Here is a 19,896-nt window from a genome sequence, read left to right on the forward strand (position 1 = left end):
AGTGCTAAGTCATAACCAAAGGGACTAAGTACCCGTAAAACGAGAAGCATCATGACTGAAAATCAGCAAATTCCGGCATTGCTCGCCGCCTGCCGCTGGATAGGGCAAAAAGGCTGGTGCCCGGCGACCGGCGGCAATATGTCCGTGCGCCTTGATGAGCAACGGTGCCTGATTACCGAATCAGGCAAGGATAAAGGCAGCTTGCAGGCTGATGATCTCCTGCTGGTAGATATGGCCACCAATCACGTCCCCAGCGGCCGGAGGCCATCGGCGGAAACCGGTCTGCATACGCTACTATATCGCACTTACCCGCGAGTTGGGGCGGTACTGCATACTCACTCGGTGAATGCGACCGTGTTATCGCGGGTAGAAAAAGGCGCTGAACTGGTGCTGCACGGCTATGAGATGCAAAAGTCGCTGGCCGGACAGACCACCCATTTGGATCGCGTGACGATCCCGATTTTCGATAACGATCAGGATATTCCGGCGCTGGCCGATCAGGTGGCGAAGCAGGCGCCGCTGCGTTACGGTTTTCTGGTGCGCGGACACGGGCTCTATTGCTGGGGAGAGACGGTGCAAGAGGCGCGCCGTCATTTGGAAGGGCTTGAGTTTCTGTTCCAGTGCGAACTGCAACGTCGACTACTGGAGGCCAGATGAGCCAGACCCGCGTCATTAAAGCGATCGTGACAGATATTGAAGGGACTACCAGCGATATCGGTTTTGTCCACGATGTGTTGTTTCCTTATGCCCGTGAACGTCTGGCGCATACCGTGCGCCAGCGCGGTGACGATCGGGAGATCGCCCAGGCGCTGACGCTGTTGCGACAGGAGCTGGCCGCGCCCGATGCGGATCAAGACGCGTTAATTGCGGCGCTGAATCAGTTTATGGATGAAGACCGTAAATCGACCGCGCTCAAGCTGCTACAGGGCATTATCTGGCGCGCCGGTTATCAAAACGGCGATTTCCGCGGCCATCTCTACCCGGAGGTGGCGACGCAACTGGCTGACTGGCGACGGCAGGGCATTCGCCTGTATGTCTATTCGTCCGGCTCGGTTGAAGCGCAGCAGTTACTGTTTGGTTACAGCGAGGCGGGGGATTTACGTCCGCTGTTCAGCGATTATTTTGATACCCGCGTTGGCGCAAAACGCGAAACCGCCTCTTACCATGCCATTGCTCACTCCATTGGTTTACCGGTTGAGCAGTTGCTGTTTCTGTCGGATATTCGTCAGGAGCTGGATGCCGCAAAAGAGGCGGGATGGCATACCTGTCAGCTCATTCGCCGTGATGCTGATCATTTGAGCCGTCACCCACAGGTGACACATTTTGACCAGATCGATTTACAGGAGTATTCCCTATGAGTGCACTAACCATCTTTAGTGACAGCGATGCGAGCCAACCGATTTGGCAAAGTCAGGACGTTGACGCCATTCGCCAGCAGTTGGCCGGGATTGGCGTACGTTTTGAGCGTTGGCAGGCAAATCAAACGCTGAGTGATGCGCCTTCTTCTGAAGAAGTGCTGGCCGCCTATCAGCATGAGATTGACAAACTGGTGGCGGAAAAAGGTTATCAGAGCTGGGATGTGATCAGCATGCGGTCGGACAACCCGCAGCGTGCGGAATTGCGCACCAAATTTTTATCCGAGCATATCCATCACGAAGATGAAGTGCGGTTCTTCGTTGAGGGCGCGGGACTGTTTTGCCTGCACCTGCAAGGTAAAATTTTCCAGATCCTGTGCGAGAAAAACGATCTGCTCTCTGTGCCTGCCGGCACCGCGCATTGGTTCGACATGGGGCCGGAGCCGCATTTCACCGCGATCCGTCTGTTCGATAACCCGGAAGGTTGGATCGCGCATTTTACCGGCGATAAGATCGCGGATGCGTATCCGAAACTGGCGGGCTGAACCTGCAAAGAAAAACATTATCCGCGCCAGTTTGACTGGCGCTTTTTAGCTTATGTTAAATAGCGCCGCATGTCGGCTTATTCGTGACCATACTACTTTTCCAGCCATGTCATCTCTTCTTCCGTCGAGCGCCGGTTAAGCGCCTTGTTCCGATGTGGATATCGGCCAAATTTATCGATGGTCCGCTTGTGCGCTATTTCAAATTTGAGAGAGTCTTCACTCCCGAATTTCTTATACAGTTTGATCGCAATCTCATGAATAGCAGAAGACTCGGCGTGCATGTAAGGCAAAAGCGCAACGTCCCTTTTCTCAACGGGAAGCAGGTTAAAGTCAGGCTGTTTGACCAGTTCCTGCGCCAGAATCAGCGCCATGCCGTCGGATGCATAAGCGGCGGGATGATGGCGAAACAGATTTCGCGAAAACTGGTCTAGGACAATGATCTCGGCAAGCCGTCCTGAAAGCGTCTCGCGCCATTCAAAAAGTTCTCCGCGCACCGCGGCGCCATGCACTTCTGAAAAGCGGCGACGAATCAGCTCATCAAATGCCGGATCAGCGTCAAACCACCGGGCGGGAGATATTTCATCAAACCAGAATTTAAGAATTTCGTTATCTGCTTTTGCTATTTCTTTCTTCATGACGCTCCCCGTGATTTTGGGTGTCACACCAAGTCTGAAGCGACACAGCGTATTGTTTTTTATGTAATTTTAATTATGTTCAAACAGGCTGATATATCAAGTTTCAGCGGAAAACATCCTGGTCCGGGACAGAGATGACCTTGCCGACGAGGGGATTCGGCAGCCCACACAAGAAGCTGAACGGCACAAAGCGCTAACACGCCAATCTGTCGATTGGCGTTGATATCCATCATACTTTCTTTAGCCCAGCGGTGAGTTGAATATCCCGTCCTTCACCGCCTGGGGCGTCACCACGCCGGTATCCAGTACCCAGCCGCTGATAAGGCGCGCCGGTGTGACGTCAAACGCCGGGTTATACACCGGGGCGTTTTGCGGCGCCCACTGGCAACGGCCGAAACTGCCTGCGACGCCGGTTACCTCCGCAGCGGCGCGTTGTTCAATCGGGATGGCGCGACCCTCCGGGCAGGCCGCATCGTGTGTGGTGTGCGGCGCGGCGACGTAAAACGGAATCTGGTGATAGTGCGCCAGTACCGCGAGATTGTAAGTGCCTATCTTGTTGGCGATGTCGCCATTGGCGGCGATGCGATCGGCGCCGACCCATACGGCATCGACTTTGCCTTGCGCCATCAGGCTGGCGGCCATGGAGTCACAAATCAACTGATACGGGATGCCCAATTCACCCAACTCCCAGGCGGTCAATCGTCCTCCCTGTAGCAACGGGCGGGTTTCATCGACCCAAACCTGAGCCACGTTTCCAGCTTGATGGGCCCGCAACAGCACGCCGATGGCGGTGCCGATCCCGGCGGTCGCCAGTCCGCCGGTATTACAGTGGGTCAGCAGGCGGCTATTGGGGTTCACCAGCGTGGCGCCGTGGTCGGCAATCTGTTCGCACAGCGCGCGGTCTTCTTCAACCAGGCGTAACGCTTCCTGCGTCATGGCACTGACGAACTGCGGCTGTGCCAGCGCCTGTTTCATGCGGTCCAGATTATTCATCAGATTCACTGCCGTGGGGCGCGTCGCGCGCAGCGTTTCAAGCGCCAGCGCCAACTGCGGCTGGCTCAATCCCGCTTCCGCCAGAAGAGCAAGCAGCAGGCTGGCGGATAAGCCGATCAGCGGCGCACCGCGTACGCGCAGCGTCTGAATATGTTCCACCAGCGACGTCACGTCAGGGCAGGGGCACCAGCGTTTCTCTTGTGGCAACGCCTGTTGATCGAGAACCCACAACTGATTATCAAGGATTTTCAGGCTGGTTGTGTTGAGTGTCTGCATGAGTGGTTAAATCCATGTTGCGTTATTGCACCGATTTTCTTATTCTGCCAATATGTGCAATGGATGTATAGACGTCCAAACGCTTTTATGTCTAAAACAGCGAATGAGCGCAGAATAATGAGAGGTTGGCATGTCACTTTACCGCACGTTTACGGCGAATGACGCCGTGGAATATGCCCGCCAGTATGGTGGGGTGAGCGACCCGCATTCGCTGGTCGCGGCTGAGGAAATTGGCGACGGTAATTTAAATCTGGTATTTAAAATCCGGGATACGCAGGGCGTCAGCAGGGTGATCGTTAAACAGGCGCTTCCCTACGTGCGCTGCGTGGGCGAGTCGTGGCCGTTGACGTTGGATCGCGCCCGCATTGAAGCGGAAACGCTGCTGGCCCATGCCCGGTTCTGCCCACAGCATACGGTAACGGTGTTGCATCACGATGCTGAGCTGGCGGTGATGGTGCAGGAGGATCTTTCCGATCACCGTATCTGGCGTAGCGAATTGATTCAGGGGGCCGACTACCCGCAGGCGGCGGCTCAACTGGGCGAATATCTGGCGCAGGCGCTGTTCCATCATTCTGACTTTTATCAGTCTCCTCACGATAAGAAAGCGGCGGTGAACCGGTTCACCAACCCTGAACTGTGTCAGATCACCGAAGATCTGTTCTTCACCGATCCGTATATCGACCACGAAAGGAATCGCTTTGACGCCGTGCTGTTTGAGGATGTGCAGGCATTGCGTGACGATCATGCGCTGAAATTGGCGGTGGCCGAACTTAAACATCGCTTTTTGAGCAGGGCGGAAGCCTTGCTGCACGGGGATATTCACAGCGGTTCGATTTTTGTGGCGCAAGGGCGCCTGAAAGCGATCGACGCCGAGTTTGGCTTCTATGGGCCGATAGGCTTTGATGTGGGAACGGCGATTGGGAATCTGCTGCTTAACTATTGCGGCTTGCCAGGCCTGCTGGCGCCGCGTGAAGCGGCGGCTGCCCGCGAGCAGCGGCTGGAGGATATCCGCACGCTGTGGACGACCTTTGCGGCGCGTTTCCTGTCGCTGAGCCGGCACAATGGCCGTGAGCCTTCGCTGGCGGCGCCTGGCTATGCCGAGCTGTTTTTACAGCAGGTATGGCAGGATGCCATCGGCTATTGCGGCACCGAACTGATTCGCCGCACGATTGGGCTGGCGCATGTGGCCGATCTCGATAACATTCAACATGATGAGGCCAGAGCGGAATGTCAGCGTCATGCGCTATCGCTGGGGCGGACGCTGATTCTGGCTGCGCCGCATATCGCCAGCGCTGACGCTTTGCTGGCGCGGGTACGGCAAAGCGACGCCTGACATATATATATAAAGAGAAAGGGCTATTTCTTCCCCTTTTCCAGCATCGCTTTCAGATCGGCGAAAGGATTATGGGTGGCGAGGCCGACGTCTTTTTGGGCATCCTCGCCGGCGATCACGGTTGAACCGTAACTATCCGCATCGGTATATTTTGAGTGCTCGTGATCGTGGCAATATAGGCACAGCATTTCCCAGTTGCTGCCATCTTCCGGGTTGTTGCTGTGGTCATGATCGATATGATGCACGGTTAATTCGCGCAGATTAGAATAAACGAACTCACGCGAACAGCGGCCGCAGACCCACGGAAAGAGTTTGAGGGCTTTTTCTCGATAGCCGCTTTCGAGCTTCGCGTAGTTTTTTGGAATATAGGCCATTGGCGTGATGTCTTTTTGTATAGGGAACGATCATTTTAATCCGGTTGGCCTACAGTATAAAGAGGTATAAATGTGCAGGACGATATGTTTTCGTCAAGGGAGTGTTTAGTCGTGACGCGGCGTACGGATCGAATCAGGATGCGGCTAAGGTGTTTTGTATTTAGCGATAATATTAAATACAGTGCGTTAACCAACCTATACTATGAATAGAAGCCAAATATTCATGCACATTGAGGATATAACATAGGGGTAGAAAAGGTTATTGGTATTAAGGTCGAATAATTTAATAAAAAAATGATGCTTATGTTGATTTTTTTGGTTGGGGCAGTTGTCTCTGGTTTATTTATTAATCTCGGTTTACCATAGATGAAAAAAAATATTATTAAGTATAATCTATTTTCTTTTGAAGAAATAAATAAAATATCATTTATTTCATATGATTATGTTGTTTATTATGATTCGCCGGATGGGACAACGCGCCAACCACGAACCGCGCTTGACAAAATGATACCGCGCTACAAAATGGTACAGAGAACACCATTTCTTTTCCGCTCAAACAAGTTAGAGCGTCCTACAGAAAGTAATATATTCTGAACGTCGCCGTCTTAGCTTCTAACCGCCACAATTATTTTATTTTTGTCAAAAATAAGCGCCTCGTAATTGTTGGCGATAATGACAAAACGGTGAGTTTTGAACCCTAAAGTGGCCGATCACGCCGCCGCCGTTTTCTTCTGTGGTGCCAGTGCTGACTGCGGCTTTCCTGCCGCCAGCGCATCCGCGGCAAAATCGTCAACGTTAATCGAACGCAGACGGCTGGCTTCGGCTTTGATCAGGGTGTTGGCTTCCTCGGTGGTGATATTCCCCTCCGCCAATGCCTGTTCCGCCAACCGATCCAATCGCATAAACGGCAGGTGCGTGCCGCTGGCTTTTGATAAATGCTGGTGGATGGGCTCCGCCGCGATAATATCCCTCAGCGCTTCTTCCAACAGACCAACCGGGTTATGTTCGCTGGCGACCAGATATTGCCCGCGTCCCAGACGGCTGCGCGTGGCCGATGGGGTTTGCAGCAGTTTCGCCACTTCATGGTCCAGACGATCTGAGGGTGGATCGCTATGGCGGCCCAACGGGAAGAGAATAAACCTCAGCAGGGCCGCGACCACGCGGTTCGGAAAGTTGCGCAACAAGTCGGCTATCGCTTGCCCGGCCTGATGGAGACTGTTTTGCACTCCCCAGTGAACCAGCGGCAGATCGGCTTTCTGACGGCCTTCCTCGTCGTAGCGTTTCAGCGTCGCGGAGGCCAGATAAAGCTGGCTGAGAACATCGCCCAAGCGTGCCGAGATGCGCTCCCGGCGCTTCAGGCCGCCACCCAGCATGACCATGGAAATATCCGCCAGCAGCGCCAGATTCGCGCTCAGCCGATTCAGACGCTGATAATAATGACGCGTTTGGTCACTGACCGGCGCATGACTCAGGCGGCCGCCGGTCAGCCCCAGCCACAGGCTGCGAATGGTATTGCTGCCAACATGCCCGATGTGCCCGAACAGCGCGCGGTCAAAGCGTGGCATATCTTTATCTCGCGCCGCCGCCATCTCGTCCAGCACATACGGGTGGCAGCGGATCGCGCCCTGGCCGAATATAATCATACTGCGGGTCAGAATGTTCGCGCCTTCCACGGTAATGGCAATGGGCGAACCCTGATAACTGCGGGCGAGGAAGTTGGCGGGGCCGAGGCAAATCCCTTTTCCGCCGGCAATGTCCATCGCATCCATCACGGATCGCTGACCACGGTGGGTACAGTGATATTTTACAATCGCGGACAGCACCGCAGGTTTCTCACCCTGCATAATGCCGCTGGTAATCAGCGTAGACGCGGCGTCCATGACATAGGCGTTACCGGCTATACGCGCCAGCGGCTCTTCAATCCCCTCCATTTTACCGATGGAGACTTTGAACTGGCGGCGTAAATAGGCATACGCGCCGATACCGAGCGCGATCGATTTCAGGCTGCCGGTGGCGTTGGCGGGCAGCGTAATGCCGCGCCCGACGGACAGGCATTCCATCAGCATCCGCCAACCCTGTCCGGCCATGCCCGGACCACCGATGATGTAATCCAGCGGAACGAAAACATTTTCACCCTGCGTCGGTCCATTCTGGAAAGGAATGTTCAACGGGAAATGACGGCGTCCAATCTGCACCCCATCGGTATCCGTGGGGATCAGCGCACAGGTTATGCCCACATCTTCGGTCTCACCCAGCAGATGATCCGGGTCATAGAGTTTAAAAGCCAGACCGAGGACAGTGGCGATCGGCGCCAGCGTGATGTAGCGTTTATTCCAGGTCAGGCGCATGCCCAGCAACTGTTCACCCTGCCAATTGCCATAACACACCACGCCGCTATCCGGGATAGACCCGGCATCGGAACCGGCTTCGGGGCTGGTTAATGCAAAGCAGGGGATCTCCTCACCGCGGGCCAGACGTGGCAAATAGCGATCTTTTTGTTCGTCGGTGCCGTAGTGTTGCAGCAGTTCACCGGGGCCGAGCGAGTTCGGCACGCCGACGGTAATCGACAAAATACTGGAAACGCCTGCCAGTTTTTGCAGCACCTGTGCCTGCGCGTAGGCTGAGAACGCCAGGCCGTCGTACTGCTTTTTGATGATCATGGCGAAGAAGCGGTGCTGCTTGAGAAATGCCCACAGTTGCGGCGGCAGATCGGCGCGTTCATGGGTGATCTCGAAGTCATTCGCCATACGGCAGGCTTCTTCCACCGGGCCGTCAAGAAATGCCTGTTCTTCGGGGGACAGGCGTGGTTGCGGGTAGCCGTGCAGTTTTTTCCAGACGGGCGCGCCGCGGAAAAGATCGCCTTCCCACCAGGTGGTTCCTGCGTCAATGGCTTCTTTTTCCGTACTGGACATCGGTGGCATGACTTTCTTAAACAGGCGCAGAGCGGACGTGGAAAAAAGCCGACGACGAATCGATAATACGTTAAACGGTATCAGCGCAATCACCAGCGGGAGCAGCAACCAGACTGGCCACAACAGCATGGCGGACATGGCGGCAAAGTAGGCAACAAGCATCGCGCTGCTAACCGTCAGGTTGATACGGTGATAGAACATGGCACCGATAATAATCAGCAAGAGAAAAATACTGACAGCAACCATAGTGCGTCTCCCGCGTTGGCGTCGACGTAACCCTTTTACCCGCGATTTGCTCAACATCTGAAGCGAACATAGCGGTTGATTGAATGATTGACTGAGATCTAAGAGGTCTGACCTGTTAATCTTTATTGGTTGTAATGCATTGGCTTGTTTTTATCAATTTATTTACATCATAATTACAACTTAACTCACAAACTTGGCAGCCGTTCAAGGATTTCAGATTAGCGTCAGCGTCGTGTGATTGCGCGCTTCTCGCAGTTTCCACGATCCGTTACACTGCATGGCAGAACCGAATGACGCCACCGGAAACAATGAGAGGATTCCATGTATCAGGACTTAATCCGTAATGAACTGAAAGAAGCGGCACTCACGCTGAATAACTTTTTGAGCGATAACGCGAATATTCAATCGATTCAAAAAGCGGCGGTATTGCTGGCCGACGCGTTTAAGGCGGGGGGAAAGGTCATTTCCTGCGGTAATGGCGGTTCACACTGTGATGCGATGCATTTTGCTGAAGAACTCACGGGCCGCTACCGGGAAAACCGCCGCGGCTATCCGGCGATCGCCATTTCCGATCCCAGCCATCTTTCTTGTGTCAGCAACGATTTCGGCTATGATTTCGTATTCTCCCGTTATGTTGAATCGCTGGGGCGTGAAGGCGATGTGTTGTTGGGCATTTCCACATCCGGCAATTCCGGCAACATCATCAAAGCGATTGCCGCCGCGAAAGTTAAAGGCATGAAGGTGATTACGCTGACGGGAAAAGACGGCGGTAAAATGGCCGGAACTGCGGACATCGAAATTCGTGTTCCCCACTTCGGCTACGCGGATCGTATTCAGGAAATTCATATCAAGGCGATCCATATCATGATTCAGCTGATTGAAAAAGAGATGGCCGGCAAATAGGAAGAAGTGCGCGTGCCGAAGAGGTAGGAGAGTCAAGATGTGTGAACTGCTTGGGATGAGCGCGAATGTACCAACGGATATCTGTTTCAGTTTTACCGGACTGATACAGCGTGGCGGCCGTACGGGGCCGCACCGGGACGGCTGGGGAATCACCTTTTATGAAGGGAATGGCTGTCGTACCTTCAAAGATCCGCAGCCAAGCTACAATTCGCCGATTGCCCGGTTGGTGCAGGATTATCCCATCAAGTCTTGCGCGGTGGTATCGCACATCCGCCAGGCCAATCGCGGCGCGGTATCGCTGGAAAACACGCATCCCTTTACCCGTGAGTTGTGGGGCAGAAACTGGACGTTTGCCCACAACGGGCAATTGAAAGGTTATCACTCGTTAAAAACGGGGATGTTTCGGCCTGTCGGTCAAACCGACAGCGAGTTTGCCTTCTGCTGGCTGCTGCATCAATTGTCACAGCGCTACCCCCGTACGCCGGGAAACTGGCCGGCGGTGTTTCGCTATATCGCGAGACAGGCGGAGGTTTTGCGCAAGATGGGCGTGTTTAACATGCTGCTGTCGGATGGGCGCTTTGTGATGGGGTACTGCTCGACCCGGCTGCACTGGATCACCCGCCGCGCGCCGTTTGGCAAAGCGACGCTGTTGGATCAGGATGTGGAAATCGATTTTCAGCAACAAACGACGCCGAATGATGTCGTCACCGTGCTGGCAACACAGCCGCTGACTGGAAATGAAACCTGGCACCAAATCATGCCAGGCGAGTTTGTCTTATTCCGCTTTGGTGAGCGCGTAATTTAACATTGACTTGCGGGTCGTCAGCGGCGGGCTAACGACATACTGACCGTTGAATACCGTGACTGATGGCGCCTGGTAGTGCTGGTTGAAATAGGCGTAACCCGGCTGCAATTGGCGCCAAAAGCGGTAATAGTTTGAATTGCGGTGGCGCTGCATGTTTTGTTCCGTCATGCGGAACGGATAAATCGCCACATCGATTTTCGTCTGCCCGTTGCGCAGCGCCTGTTCAGCAAAACGATAAATTTCATCGATATAATTATTCGTCATGGCGTAGCAGCCGACGGACACGCATTCGCCGTGAATCATCAGATACCGGCCGGAATACCCTTGCGATTTGTCATATTCGTTAGGGAAACCGATGTTAATCGCCCGGTAATATTGGCTGTCCGGTTTAAGCTGATCAATATTCACCTGATAAAATCCTTCAGGGCTTTTTAAATCGCCTTCGGTGCGTTTTGGACCTAATCCGCCTGAATATTTACAAATGGGATAACGCTCTAATAAACGGTATCCACCGCTTATCTGAGCATAGAGTTCTAATACTCGCTCTTCCTTAAATATCTGAATATAGATCGGCGAGCCTAATAATTGCTGTTTTGATGCTTTTGCTATTGGCACGGGCGCACTGGCTGCGCTGGTAACCACAATAGAAGGCAAAAAAAACCAGATCGCAAAAGACAACGCGATTTTTTGCATTATGGGTCCTGATGAAATAAAAAACTGTATTACATACGGTTGAGTGGCGTCCCGTATTCCTTTGCCTTTAGGCGAATGAAAAACGGATTCACATTATCATCGCTTCCATTTTAATCAAGCCTGAACGCCATTTTTTAATAACGTTTATGCTAATTCTACAACTTGTCTGCCTTCTCAATTGACTGTATGTTTATACAGATAATTAAGGGGTGTACATGCGAAAAATCATTCATGTGGATATGGATTGCTTCTACGCAGCCATTGAGATGCGTGACAACCCGTGCCTGCGCGATATCCCGCTGGCGATTGGCGCCAGTGCCGATCGGCGCGGTGTGATCAGCACGGCGAATTATCCTGCGCGGCGTTATGGTGTTCGCAGCGCCATGGCTACCGCCGCCGCGTTACGCCTTTGCCCCCATCTGACCTTGCTTCCCGGCAGAATGGAGGTCTACAAGGCGGCGTCCCGCCAGATTCGTGAAATTTTTTCCCGTTATACCTCGCTTATTGAACCGCTTTCTCTGGATGAAGCTTATCTGGATGTCACCGATAGCCCCTATTGCAATGGTTCCGCGACGCTGATAGCAGAAGAAATTCGTCAGGCGATTTTCAGGGAACTGAATCTGACGGCATCGGCGGGGGTGGCCCCCATCAAATTTCTTGCCAAAGTCGCCTCCGAGATCAATAAACCCAATGGCCAATATGTGATCCCGCCCGACCGGGTAGATGCGTTTATTTCGCAGTTGCCGCTGGAGAAAATCCCCGGCGTGGGTAAAGTCACCGCAAAACGGCTGGAAGAAAAGGGGATGTTGACCTGTGCCGATGTGCGTCGCTATGAGCTGGCGGAACTGCTGAAAAGTTTCGGCAAATTCGGCCGTATTCTGTGGGAGCGTTGCCATGGCATTGATGAGCGGCCAGTCTCGCCCGACCGATTGCGCAAGTCGGTGGGCGTCGAGAAAACGCTGGTGCAGGATATTCATCACTGGCATGAGTGTGAAGGGCTGATCGAGCAGCTTTATCAGGAGCTTGAACAGCGTTTAAAGCGGGTTAAACCGGATCTGCTTATTGCCCGGCAGGGCGTGAAGCTGAAGTTTGATGATTTTCGGCAAACGACGCAGGAGCATGCGTGGCCGGTATTGAACAAGCAGGATCTCGTTACGCTGGCGCGGCAAACCTGGGAGGAGCGGCGCGCGGGGCGCGGCGTTCGGCTGGTGGGGTTGCACGTTACGCTGCTCGACCCGCAAATTGAACGGCAACTGGTGCTTAACTGGGAATAAGCGGTGGCGCAAAATAAAGAAGGCGGCTTTTGCCGGCCGCCTCTGTTTTTCTTACTTCACGCGATTAAGCGCGTTCAGGAATCGCTTTCAGCAGCGCGGTTAGCAGTTGCCAGTATTGACCGACGCTGGCGATATGGACTTGCTCATCGGGTGAGTGCGGGCCGGTAATGGTTGGCCCGATAGAAACCATATCCATATCTGGATACGGTTTCTTGAACAGGCCGCATTCCAGTCCGGCGTGGATCACCATAATGCTTGGCGTCTTGCCGAACAGCTTCTGGTAAGTTTCGCGCACCAGTTGCATAACCTGTGAGCTTGCATCCGGTTGCCAGCCTGGGTAGCCGCCTTTCGGCGTGGTATGCGCACCTGCCAGTTGTCCCAACGCGGTAAGCATACTTACGACGTAGTCTTTGCCACTGTCGATCAGTGAACGAACCAGGCAGACAATTTTGGCTTCCTGCTCGTTCATGGTGACGACGCCCAGGTTCAATGAGGTTTCCACCACGCCCTTCACCGTATCACTCATGCGGATCACGCCGTTCGGCGTCGAGTTCAGCAACGCCAGCAGACGATCGCGGCTGTCTTTGGTCAGTGCTTCTGCCTGAGCGTCAGAGGTTTCTACCCGTACGTTCAGGTTTTTCTCGACGGCCGACAGCTCATTATTCAGCGTGGATAGATATTCCTGGCTTACGGTTTTCAACCGATCAACATTGGCCGCAGGCAACGCCAGCGTAGCAAAGGATTCGCGAGGAATGGCGTTACGCAGCGTACCGCCGTTCAGATCAAGAAGACGGAGATCCAGCTTGTCCGCCTGTTCAAACAGGAAACGGGCCAACAGTTTGTTGGCGTTACCCAGCCCAAGATGAATATCACAGCCAGAGTGACCGCCTTTCAGCCCTTTGATAGTCAGCTTCAGCGTCTGGTAACCCGCCGGCAGCGCTTCGCGCGCCAGCGGCAAACGGGTAATGAAGTCGATGCCGCCGGCACATCCCATGTAGACTTCGCCTTCTTCTTCCGAATCGGTGTTAATCAGGATTTCGCCTTGAAGCCAGTTTGGTTGCAAACCAAAAGCGCCATCCATACCGGACTCCTCGGTCATGGTCAGCAGGACTTCCAGCGGGCCGTGTTTGACGCCGTTATCCGCCAGCACCGCCAGCGCCGACGCCATACCGATACCGTTGTCGGCGCCCAGCGTCGTACCACGGGCCTTCACCCACTCGCCATCAATGTACGGCTGGATCGGGTCTTTGGTGAAATCATGCACGGTGTCGTTATTCTTCTGCGGCACCATATCCAGATGAGCCTGTAGCACCACCGGTTTACGGTTTTCCATGCCTAACGTTGCCGCTTTGCGTAACAGGATATTGCCTACCCGATCGCGTTCGGCATGAATGCCTTTTTCTTTCGCCCACTCAAGGATGTGCGACGCCAGCGCTTCTTCATGGTAAGACGGGTGGGGAATAGAACAGATCTTGGCGAAAATGTCCCACAGCGGTTGTGGGGAAAGTTGAGACAATTCAGACACTCTTTGCGTCTCCTTTTCAGCAGGCCAGTCGGCGTCTTTTGCTCAGGCGCGACAGGGAGAAAATTAATCACGGTCAGCCATCCGATATGGCAGTTGGAACAGAATATCACTTTCTCCCGCGAGCAGGGCAAATTGGCGTGAAAAACAAAATCAACTGCATTGGCCGCCTTCGACATCTCTTTTTCTTCGGCGATGGTTTTATACTGACTTATCACCCAATTTTGATTGGGACGGCGCCGGTCGCGTGGAAACCCGGTTACGGGGCTGAGAAACACTGGTTTTTATGGCGTTGGATATCTATAATCTCGCGCAACCTTTTTCCCCTCAGACTCAAATTAAGCCAATTTCAATTCGGCTGGGATGATAGATATTATGAGCGAAAAGTACGTCGTAACTTGGGATATGTTGCAAATCCAGGCTCGCAAACTGGCACAGCGTTTAGTGCCTGCCGAACAATGGAAAGGCATCATTGCCGTTAGCCGCGGCGGATTGGTTCCCGCCGCTTTGCTGGCGCGTGAGCTGGGTATCCGCCATGTTGATACCGTTTGCATCTCCAGCTATGACCACGATAACCAGCGCGAAATGAAAGTGCTCAAGCGTGCGGAGGGAGAGGGTGACGGCTTTATCGTGGTTGACGATCTGGTTGATACCGGTGGTACGGCTAAAGCGATTCGCGACATGTATCCGAAAGCGCGTTTTGTCACCATTTTCGCCAAACCCGCTGGCAAACCGCTGGTTGACGACTATATCGTCGATATCCCGCAGGATACCTGGATTGAGCAGCCGTGGGACATGGGCGTGGTGTTTGTTCCGCCATTGTCCGGCCGTTAACGTTATCTGGCCTCTATTCCTATGCCCGGTTTGACCGGGCATTGTTGTTTATGGCGGGCGGCTGAACGTTGCGTTTACCTCGCGTGGATTAACGAGCCATTTATCTCCTCGCCGATTTGATCTGAACGTGTGTTTCTGTGTTCTGCCGTTTGTCTTCAACATCATGAGTTCGTTACACTCTGGTTTTACGGCAATAGTCCGGTTGTCCGCTGACGGCGGTTTACATTAACGGAGGCTGCTTTGGCGAAAGCTAATCTGTCTGAAACCCTATTCAAACCATCCTTTAAACATGCGGAAACCTCCACGCTGGTAAAACGGACGCGTCATACCTCGGAAGCGCTGGGTGTGCACTACACGCTGGAAGGCGAGCATACCCGTAGCTGGTATCGCATGCTCAACCGGTTGATGTGGATCTGGCGGGGCGTTGATCCGTGGGATATCGAAGAGGTGCTGTCTCGTATCGCGGTGAGCAAAGCGGAAAGAAGCCGCGAACATTTACTGGATACCGTGATTGGTTACCGTAGCGGCAACTGGATTTATGAGTGGGTAAAGCAGGGCGCAAGCTGGCAGCAGCAGGCAATGGATGGCACAGACGACGCCCAAAACGGTCAGTGGTGGCTGAACGCCGCCAACCTCTACAGCATTGCCGCTTATCCTTATATTAAAGGTGATGAGCTGGCAGAGCAGGCACAGACGCTGGCTAACCGCGCTTACGAAGAAGCCGCGAAGTATCTACCCTATGAGTTGAAAGAGCTCTCTTTCCCGATTCAAGGCGGCGGTTCTTTAATCGGCTTCCTGCACTTACCTCAGTCGGGCAAAGCGCCTTTCCCGACGATCCTGATGTGCGGCAGTCTGGATGTGCTGCAAAGTGATTATTACCGCCTGTTCCGTGATTATCTGGCTCCCGCTGGTATGGCGATGTTGACCATCGATGTTCCGTCCGTCGGTTTTTCGTCTCGCTGGAAACTGGATCAGGATTCGAGCTTCCTGCATCAACAGGTATTGCGGGCGTTACCTGACGTGCCGTGGGTTGACCACTGTCGTGTCGGCGCATTTGGTTTCCGCTTTGGGGCCAATATCGCGGTACGGCTGGCGTATCTCGAATCCCAGCGTTTACGCGCTGTCGCCTGCCTGGGGCCGGTGGTTCATCACTTACTGTGCGATGCGCAGCGCCAGCAACAGGTGCCGGATATGTTTATGGATGTGTTGGCCAGCCGGTTGGGAATGCCATTTTCTACCGATATGGCACTGAAAATCGAACTGGGGCGTTATTCTCTTAAGACGCAAGGGTTGCTGGGGCGCCGCTGTCCTACGCCGATGCTTGCCGGCTACTGGGATAACGATTTGGTGAGCCCGAAAGAAGAGGCCAGCCTGATCGCCAATTCGTCCGCGCAGGGGAAACTGTTGCCCGTTAATTTCTCGCCGGTTTATCAAAATTTCCATCGCGCATTGCAGCAAATCAGCGGTTGGTTAGGGGATAAACTCAACCAGTGAATTGATAAATCGCCATTCTCTGCTAAAAAGAATGTTCAACCTAAGGAGATTGCCGATGATGTTACCGAGTGGACACCCAAAGAGCAGGCTCATAAAAAGCTTTATATCGCTGGGGCCGTATTTGCGTGAAGCACAGTGCGAAGGCGAACGCTTTTTCTTCGATTGTCTGGCCGTATGCGTCAACGTCAAACCCGCGCCTGAGAAACGGGAGTTCTGGGGTTGGTGGTTAACGCTGAAAGATCAGGGAAATACCTTTACTTATGACTACCATTTTGGTCTGTACGATAAAAGCGGCAACTGGCGCGAAGAGAAAATTGAAGATAAGGACGTGATCGCTCAGCTTGAAAACGCCAGACAAGCATTCCATGTGCGTCTGGAAAAAATGCTGCAATCGCTGGAACCCGCCTGTGCATTAGTCGCTCGACCGTGATGCTTCCCCTTTGTTCCCCCATTTATTCGCAGGTTTTCGCGTTAAGCCTGTTGGCATAACGCGTCTGTCCTGTTACAACGTTTTCCTGATTTGTCTTTTTTTATGACTTCTAACGGCAGAAAAATTATGAGTGGCAGCCAGACTTTGGTTGTGAAACTTGGCACCAGCGTGCTGACTGGCGGTTCACGCCGTCTTAACCGTGCCCATATTGTTGAACTGGTTCGCCAGTGCGCGCAGCAACATGCGGCAGGACACCGAATTGTGATTGTCACGTCAGGGGCGATTGCCGCCGGTCGTGAGCACTTAGGTTACCCGGACCTCCCCGCCACCATTGCGACCAAACAACTGCTTGCCGCCGTGGGGCAGAGCCGCCTGATCCAACTGTGGGAACAGTTGTTTTCCATTTATGGTATCCATATTGGTCAGATGTTGTTGACCCGTGCGGATCTGGAAGATCGCGAGCGCTTTCTGAACGCGCGTGACACGATGCGGGCGCTGCTGGATAACCATATTGTCCCGGTAATTAACGAAAATGATGCGGTTGCCACCGCCGAAATCAAAGTGGGCGACAACGATAACCTCTCCGCGCTGGCCGCTATTCTCGCCGATGCGGATAAACTGCTGCTGCTGACCGATCAGGCCGGGCTGTTTACCGCCGATCCGCGTAAAAATCCTGATGCGGAATTGATCCGTGAAGTGACCGGAATTAACGATGCCCTGCGCAGCATTGCGGGCGACAGCGTATCAGGATTGGGCACGGGTGGAATGTCGACCAAGCTTCAGGCGGCGGATGTGGCTTGTCGCGCGGGCATTGATGTGGTGATTGCCGCGGGAAGTAAGCCGGCCGTCATCGGTGATGTGATTGCGGATGTATCGGTCGGCACGCGTTTTCATGCGCTGGACGCGCCGCTGGAAAGCCGCAAACGCTGGATCTTCGGTGCTCCGCCGGCCGGAGAAATCACGGTGGATGACGGCGCGTTATCGGCCATTCTTGAACGTGGCAGTTCCCTGTTGCCTAAAGGCATTCGCGAAGTGATGGGGAACTTCTCCCGTGGCGAGGTTATCCGTATTCGTAGTCTGGCGGGACGCGATGTGGCCCATGCCGTCACCCGTTACAACAGTGATGCGCTGCGCATGATTGCCGGACACCACTCCCAGCAGATTGCCGACATTCTCGGTTATGAATATGGCCCGGTGGCGCTTCATCGGGACGACATGATTATCAATTAAGGAGCAAGCCATGCTTGAACAGATGGGCAAAGCGGCAAAAGCGGCGTCTTATCAGTTGGCGGTGCTGAGCACGGCGGAGAAAGATCGCGCATTGTCAACGATCGCGGATTTACTGGAAGCGGAGAGTGCGACGATACTGGCGGCCAACGAACGGGATCTGGCCGATGCGCGGCAGAATGGCATGAGCGACGCATTACAGGATCGGCTGTTGCTGACGCCCGCGCGTCTGGCGGCTATCGCCAACGATGTGCGTCAGGTGTGCCGTTTAACCGACCCGGTCGGTCGGATAATGGAGGGCAGCATACTGGATAACGGCCTCAAACTGGAGCGTCGGCGCGTACCGCTTGGCGTGGTTGCCGTAATTTATGAAGCGCGTCCTAACGTCACGATTGACGTGGCTTCCTTGTGCCTGAAAACGGGTAACGCAGTCATTTTGCGCGGCGGTAAAGAGACTTATCGCACCAATGCGGCCACGGTAAACGTGATCCAACAGGCGCTGGCGCAATGTGGCCTGCCCGCCGCGGCAGTCCAGGCGATTGAAAGCCCGGATCGTGAACAGGTAAACCAGCTACTGAAACTGGATCGCTACGTGGATATGCTCATTCCTCGCGGCGGTGCAGGTCTGCATAAACTGTGCCGTGAGCAATCGACGATCCCGGTCATTACGGGGGGCATCGGGGTATGTCACATCTATGCTGACGAGAGTATCGATTTTGACAAAGCGCTGACGGTTATTGAGAGCGCCAAAGTTCAGCGTCCCAGCGCCTGTAACAGCCTGGAAACCCTGCTGGTTCAGAAAAGCATTGCGGCAACTTTCCTGACCGCGCTGAGCAAGAGAATGGCGCAGGTCGGCGTGACCTTGCACGCCAGCACATTGGCGATGCCCTACCTGAGTGACGGACCGGCGAAAGTTATCGCGCTGGAAGAGGCTAATTACGATGACGAGTGGCTTTCCAACGATCTGAATGTCACGCTGGTGGACGATCTGGATCAGGCTATTGCTCATATTCGTCAGCATGGCACACAACATTCTGATGCCATTCTTACGCGTTCCTTAAGCAACGCCGAACGTTTTGTTCGGGAAGTGGATTCCTCGGCGGTTTACGTCAATGCCAGCACTCGCTTCACCGATGGCGGACAGTTTGGTTTGGGCGCGGAAGTCGCGGTCAGCACGCAAAAATTACATGCACGCGGCCCGATGGGATTGGAAGCTCTAACCACCTATAAATGGATCGGTTATGGTGAGGATCTGGTTCGTTCCTAACCCCGCTTTTATGGCGGGCTCTCCCAGCCCGCCCCTTTGGGCCATTGCTCTGCAACGTTGAAAAATGCGCCTGCGTTTTCAGCCTGAAAGTTATAGGATTCTCAATTATTAGTTTGGAAAATTATCAGAGAATCCTTCTCGTATCTAAGCCGATTATAAAATCGACAGACGACGGCTAATCGCTTGACTTAATCTGTCGTTTTCACTAGTTTGTCACCCCGTAGTTCACGTCAGACTCCCGCCATGACGATCCCAAAAGCCGATATAGCTCAGTTGGTAGAGCAGCGCATTCGTAATGCGAAGGTCGTAGGTTCGACTCCTATTATCGGCACCATCCTACCTATTTTAACGTCTCCCGAAGTCTACTCAAAAAACCTTTAAACCCTTATAATACGCGGTTTCACGGCCCTTGTTGTCTCTGCTCGTCTACTCACGTTCACAGAAATCTACGGTGAGTTGGGGGCATCGCTGGGGGCATATCGTGTTCGGTCTAGGGGAGATGCCCCCAAATGAAGCTCAATGCCAGACAGGTAGAGACTGCCAAGCCCAAAGATAAACCCTACAAGATGGCTGATGGTGGTGGCCTCTACTTATTGGTTAAAACCAACGGGGCACGCTACTGGCGTTTAAAGTATCGTATCGATGGAAAGGAAAAGTTATTGGCGCTGGGGGTATATCCCGATGTGTCCTTGGCTGATGCCAGAGCAAAACGTGATGAAGCTCGAAAGGGTATCGCTGGGGGTATCGATCCTTTAGAGGCTAAAAAAGAACTGAAGTG

The 19,896-nt window shown here is 53.6% G+C and carries 18 protein-coding genes, 1 tRNA gene and 1 pseudogene; 14 read left to right on the forward strand and 6 right to left on the reverse strand.

Annotated features, from left to right (window positions below):
• The first annotated feature begins 51 nt into the window (after positions 1-51).
• From EH207_RS04225 to EH207_RS04235, 3 genes are read left to right on the forward strand one after another with little or no spacing between them, the layout of a single operon-like run.
• Positions 52-657 (forward strand): methylthioribulose 1-phosphate dehydratase, encoded by a 606-nt coding sequence (locus EH207_RS04225; RefSeq protein WP_137712869.1) that lies wholly within the window; start codon positions 52-54, stop codon positions 655-657.
• Entirely contained in the window at positions 654-1,358 is a 705-nt protein-coding gene (gene mtnC / locus EH207_RS04230; RefSeq protein WP_137712870.1) for an acireductone synthase, read from the forward strand. The genes EH207_RS04225 and mtnC overlap by 4 nt, the downstream gene beginning before the upstream one ends.
• Positions 1,355-1,900, forward strand: a complete 546-nt coding sequence (locus EH207_RS04235) for a 1,2-dihydroxy-3-keto-5-methylthiopentene dioxygenase (protein WP_137712871.1) — start codon at positions 1,355-1,357, stop codon at positions 1,898-1,900. The genes mtnC and EH207_RS04235 overlap by 4 nt, the downstream gene beginning before the upstream one ends.
• Before the next feature lie 92 nt (positions 1,901-1,992).
• Here EH207_RS04235 and EH207_RS04240 read toward each other — a convergent pair whose 3' ends face one another.
• The gene (locus EH207_RS04240) at positions 1,993-2,535 is read right to left on the reverse strand and encodes a DUF924 family protein (protein WP_137712872.1); all 543 of its coding nucleotides are present in this window, start codon (positions 2,533-2,535) and stop codon (positions 1,993-1,995) included.
• Between the two features lie 240 nt (positions 2,536-2,775).
• Positions 2,776-3,804: an S-methyl-5-thioribose-1-phosphate isomerase gene (gene mtnA, locus EH207_RS04245; RefSeq protein WP_137712873.1), complete on the reverse strand. Its 1,029-nt coding sequence runs from the start codon at positions 3,802-3,804 to the stop codon at positions 2,776-2,778.
• A gap of 130 nt (positions 3,805-3,934) precedes the next feature.
• On the opposite strand from mtnA, the gene mtnK reads away from it, so the two are divergent.
• Positions 3,935-5,137, forward strand: a complete 1,203-nt coding sequence (mtnK, locus tag EH207_RS04250; RefSeq protein WP_137712874.1) for an S-methyl-5-thioribose kinase — start codon at positions 3,935-3,937, stop codon at positions 5,135-5,137.
• 23 nt (positions 5,138-5,160) lie between these two features.
• Here mtnK and yajD read toward each other — a convergent pair whose 3' ends face one another.
• Together yajD and fadE are read right to left on the reverse strand one after the other, a co-directional pair.
• Positions 5,161-5,511 (reverse strand): HNH nuclease YajD, encoded by a 351-nt coding sequence (gene yajD, locus EH207_RS04255; RefSeq protein ID WP_137712875.1) that lies wholly within the window; start codon positions 5,509-5,511, stop codon positions 5,161-5,163.
• A gap of 710 nt (positions 5,512-6,221) precedes the next feature.
• A complete protein-coding gene (gene fadE / locus EH207_RS04260; RefSeq protein WP_137712876.1) occupies positions 6,222-8,669 on the reverse strand; it encodes an acyl-CoA dehydrogenase FadE in 2,448 nt (815 codons plus the stop codon).
• A 321-nt stretch (positions 8,670-8,990) separates the two neighbouring features.
• Here fadE and lpcA point away from each other — a divergent pair, with 321 nt between their 5' ends.
• On the forward strand, positions 8,991-9,572 hold the full coding sequence (gene lpcA / locus EH207_RS04265; protein WP_137712877.1) for a D-sedoheptulose 7-phosphate isomerase: 582 nt from the start codon (positions 8,991-8,993) through the stop codon (positions 9,570-9,572).
• 37 nt (positions 9,573-9,609) lie between these two features.
• The gene (locus tag EH207_RS04270) at positions 9,610-10,377 is read left to right on the forward strand and encodes a class II glutamine amidotransferase (protein ID WP_137712878.1); all 768 of its coding nucleotides are present in this window, start codon (positions 9,610-9,612) and stop codon (positions 10,375-10,377) included.
• On the opposite strand, the gene dpaA is transcribed toward EH207_RS04270, so the two are convergent.
• Positions 10,348-11,070 (reverse strand): peptidoglycan meso-diaminopimelic acid protein amidase, encoded by a 723-nt coding sequence (gene dpaA, locus EH207_RS04275; protein WP_137712879.1) that lies wholly within the window; start codon positions 11,068-11,070, stop codon positions 10,348-10,350. The two genes, EH207_RS04270 and dpaA, sit on opposite strands and share 30 nt — an antisense overlap.
• 215 nt (positions 11,071-11,285) lie before the next feature.
• Between dpaA and dinB the strand changes: the two genes are divergently transcribed.
• Positions 11,286-12,344: a DNA polymerase IV gene (gene dinB, locus EH207_RS04280; RefSeq protein WP_137712880.1), complete on the forward strand. Its 1,059-nt coding sequence runs from the start codon at positions 11,286-11,288 to the stop codon at positions 12,342-12,344.
• A gap of 64 nt (positions 12,345-12,408) precedes the next feature.
• On the opposite strand, the gene pepD is transcribed toward dinB, so the two are convergent.
• On the reverse strand, positions 12,409-13,869 hold the full coding sequence (gene pepD / locus EH207_RS04285) for a beta-Ala-His dipeptidase (RefSeq protein ID WP_137712881.1): 1,461 nt from the start codon (positions 13,867-13,869) through the stop codon (positions 12,409-12,411).
• A 372-nt stretch (positions 13,870-14,241) separates the two neighbouring features.
• On the opposite strand from pepD, the gene gpt reads away from it, so the two are divergent.
• From gpt to EH207_RS04320, 7 genes and pseudogenes are all read left to right on the forward strand, one after another.
• Positions 14,242-14,700 (forward strand): xanthine phosphoribosyltransferase, encoded by a 459-nt coding sequence (gene gpt / locus EH207_RS04290; RefSeq protein ID WP_137712882.1) that lies wholly within the window; start codon positions 14,242-14,244, stop codon positions 14,698-14,700.
• A 240-nt stretch (positions 14,701-14,940) separates the two neighbouring features.
• Positions 14,941-16,194 carry an esterase FrsA gene (gene frsA / locus EH207_RS04295; RefSeq protein WP_137712883.1) on the forward strand — a complete coding sequence of 418 codons (1,254 nt, stop codon included), beginning with the start codon at positions 14,941-14,943 and terminating at the stop codon, positions 16,192-16,194.
• A gap of 55 nt (positions 16,195-16,249) precedes the next feature.
• On the forward strand, positions 16,250-16,624 hold the full coding sequence (gene crl, locus EH207_RS04300; RefSeq protein WP_137712884.1) for a sigma factor-binding protein Crl: 375 nt from the start codon (positions 16,250-16,252) through the stop codon (positions 16,622-16,624).
• Positions 16,625-16,750: 126 nt separating this feature from the next.
• Entirely contained in the window at positions 16,751-17,854 is a 1,104-nt protein-coding gene (gene proB / locus EH207_RS04305) for a glutamate 5-kinase (protein ID WP_137712885.1), read from the forward strand.
• A gap of 10 nt (positions 17,855-17,864) precedes the next feature.
• Positions 17,865-19,118: a glutamate-5-semialdehyde dehydrogenase gene (gene proA / locus EH207_RS04310; RefSeq protein WP_137712886.1), complete on the forward strand. Its 1,254-nt coding sequence runs from the start codon at positions 17,865-17,867 to the stop codon at positions 19,116-19,118.
• Positions 19,119-19,376: 258 nt separating this feature from the next.
• Positions 19,377-19,452, forward strand: a tRNA-Thr gene (locus EH207_RS04315).
• 175 nt (positions 19,453-19,627) lie between these two features.
• Positions 19,628-19,894: pseudogene (locus EH207_RS04320) on the forward strand (Arm DNA-binding domain-containing protein); the annotation flags it as partial.
• Positions 19,895-19,896: the final 2 nt, after the last annotated feature.

The sequence above is a fragment of the Brenneria rubrifaciens genome (assembly GCF_005484945.1).
GTDB lineage: Bacteria > Pseudomonadota > Gammaproteobacteria > Enterobacterales > Enterobacteriaceae > Brenneria > Brenneria rubrifaciens.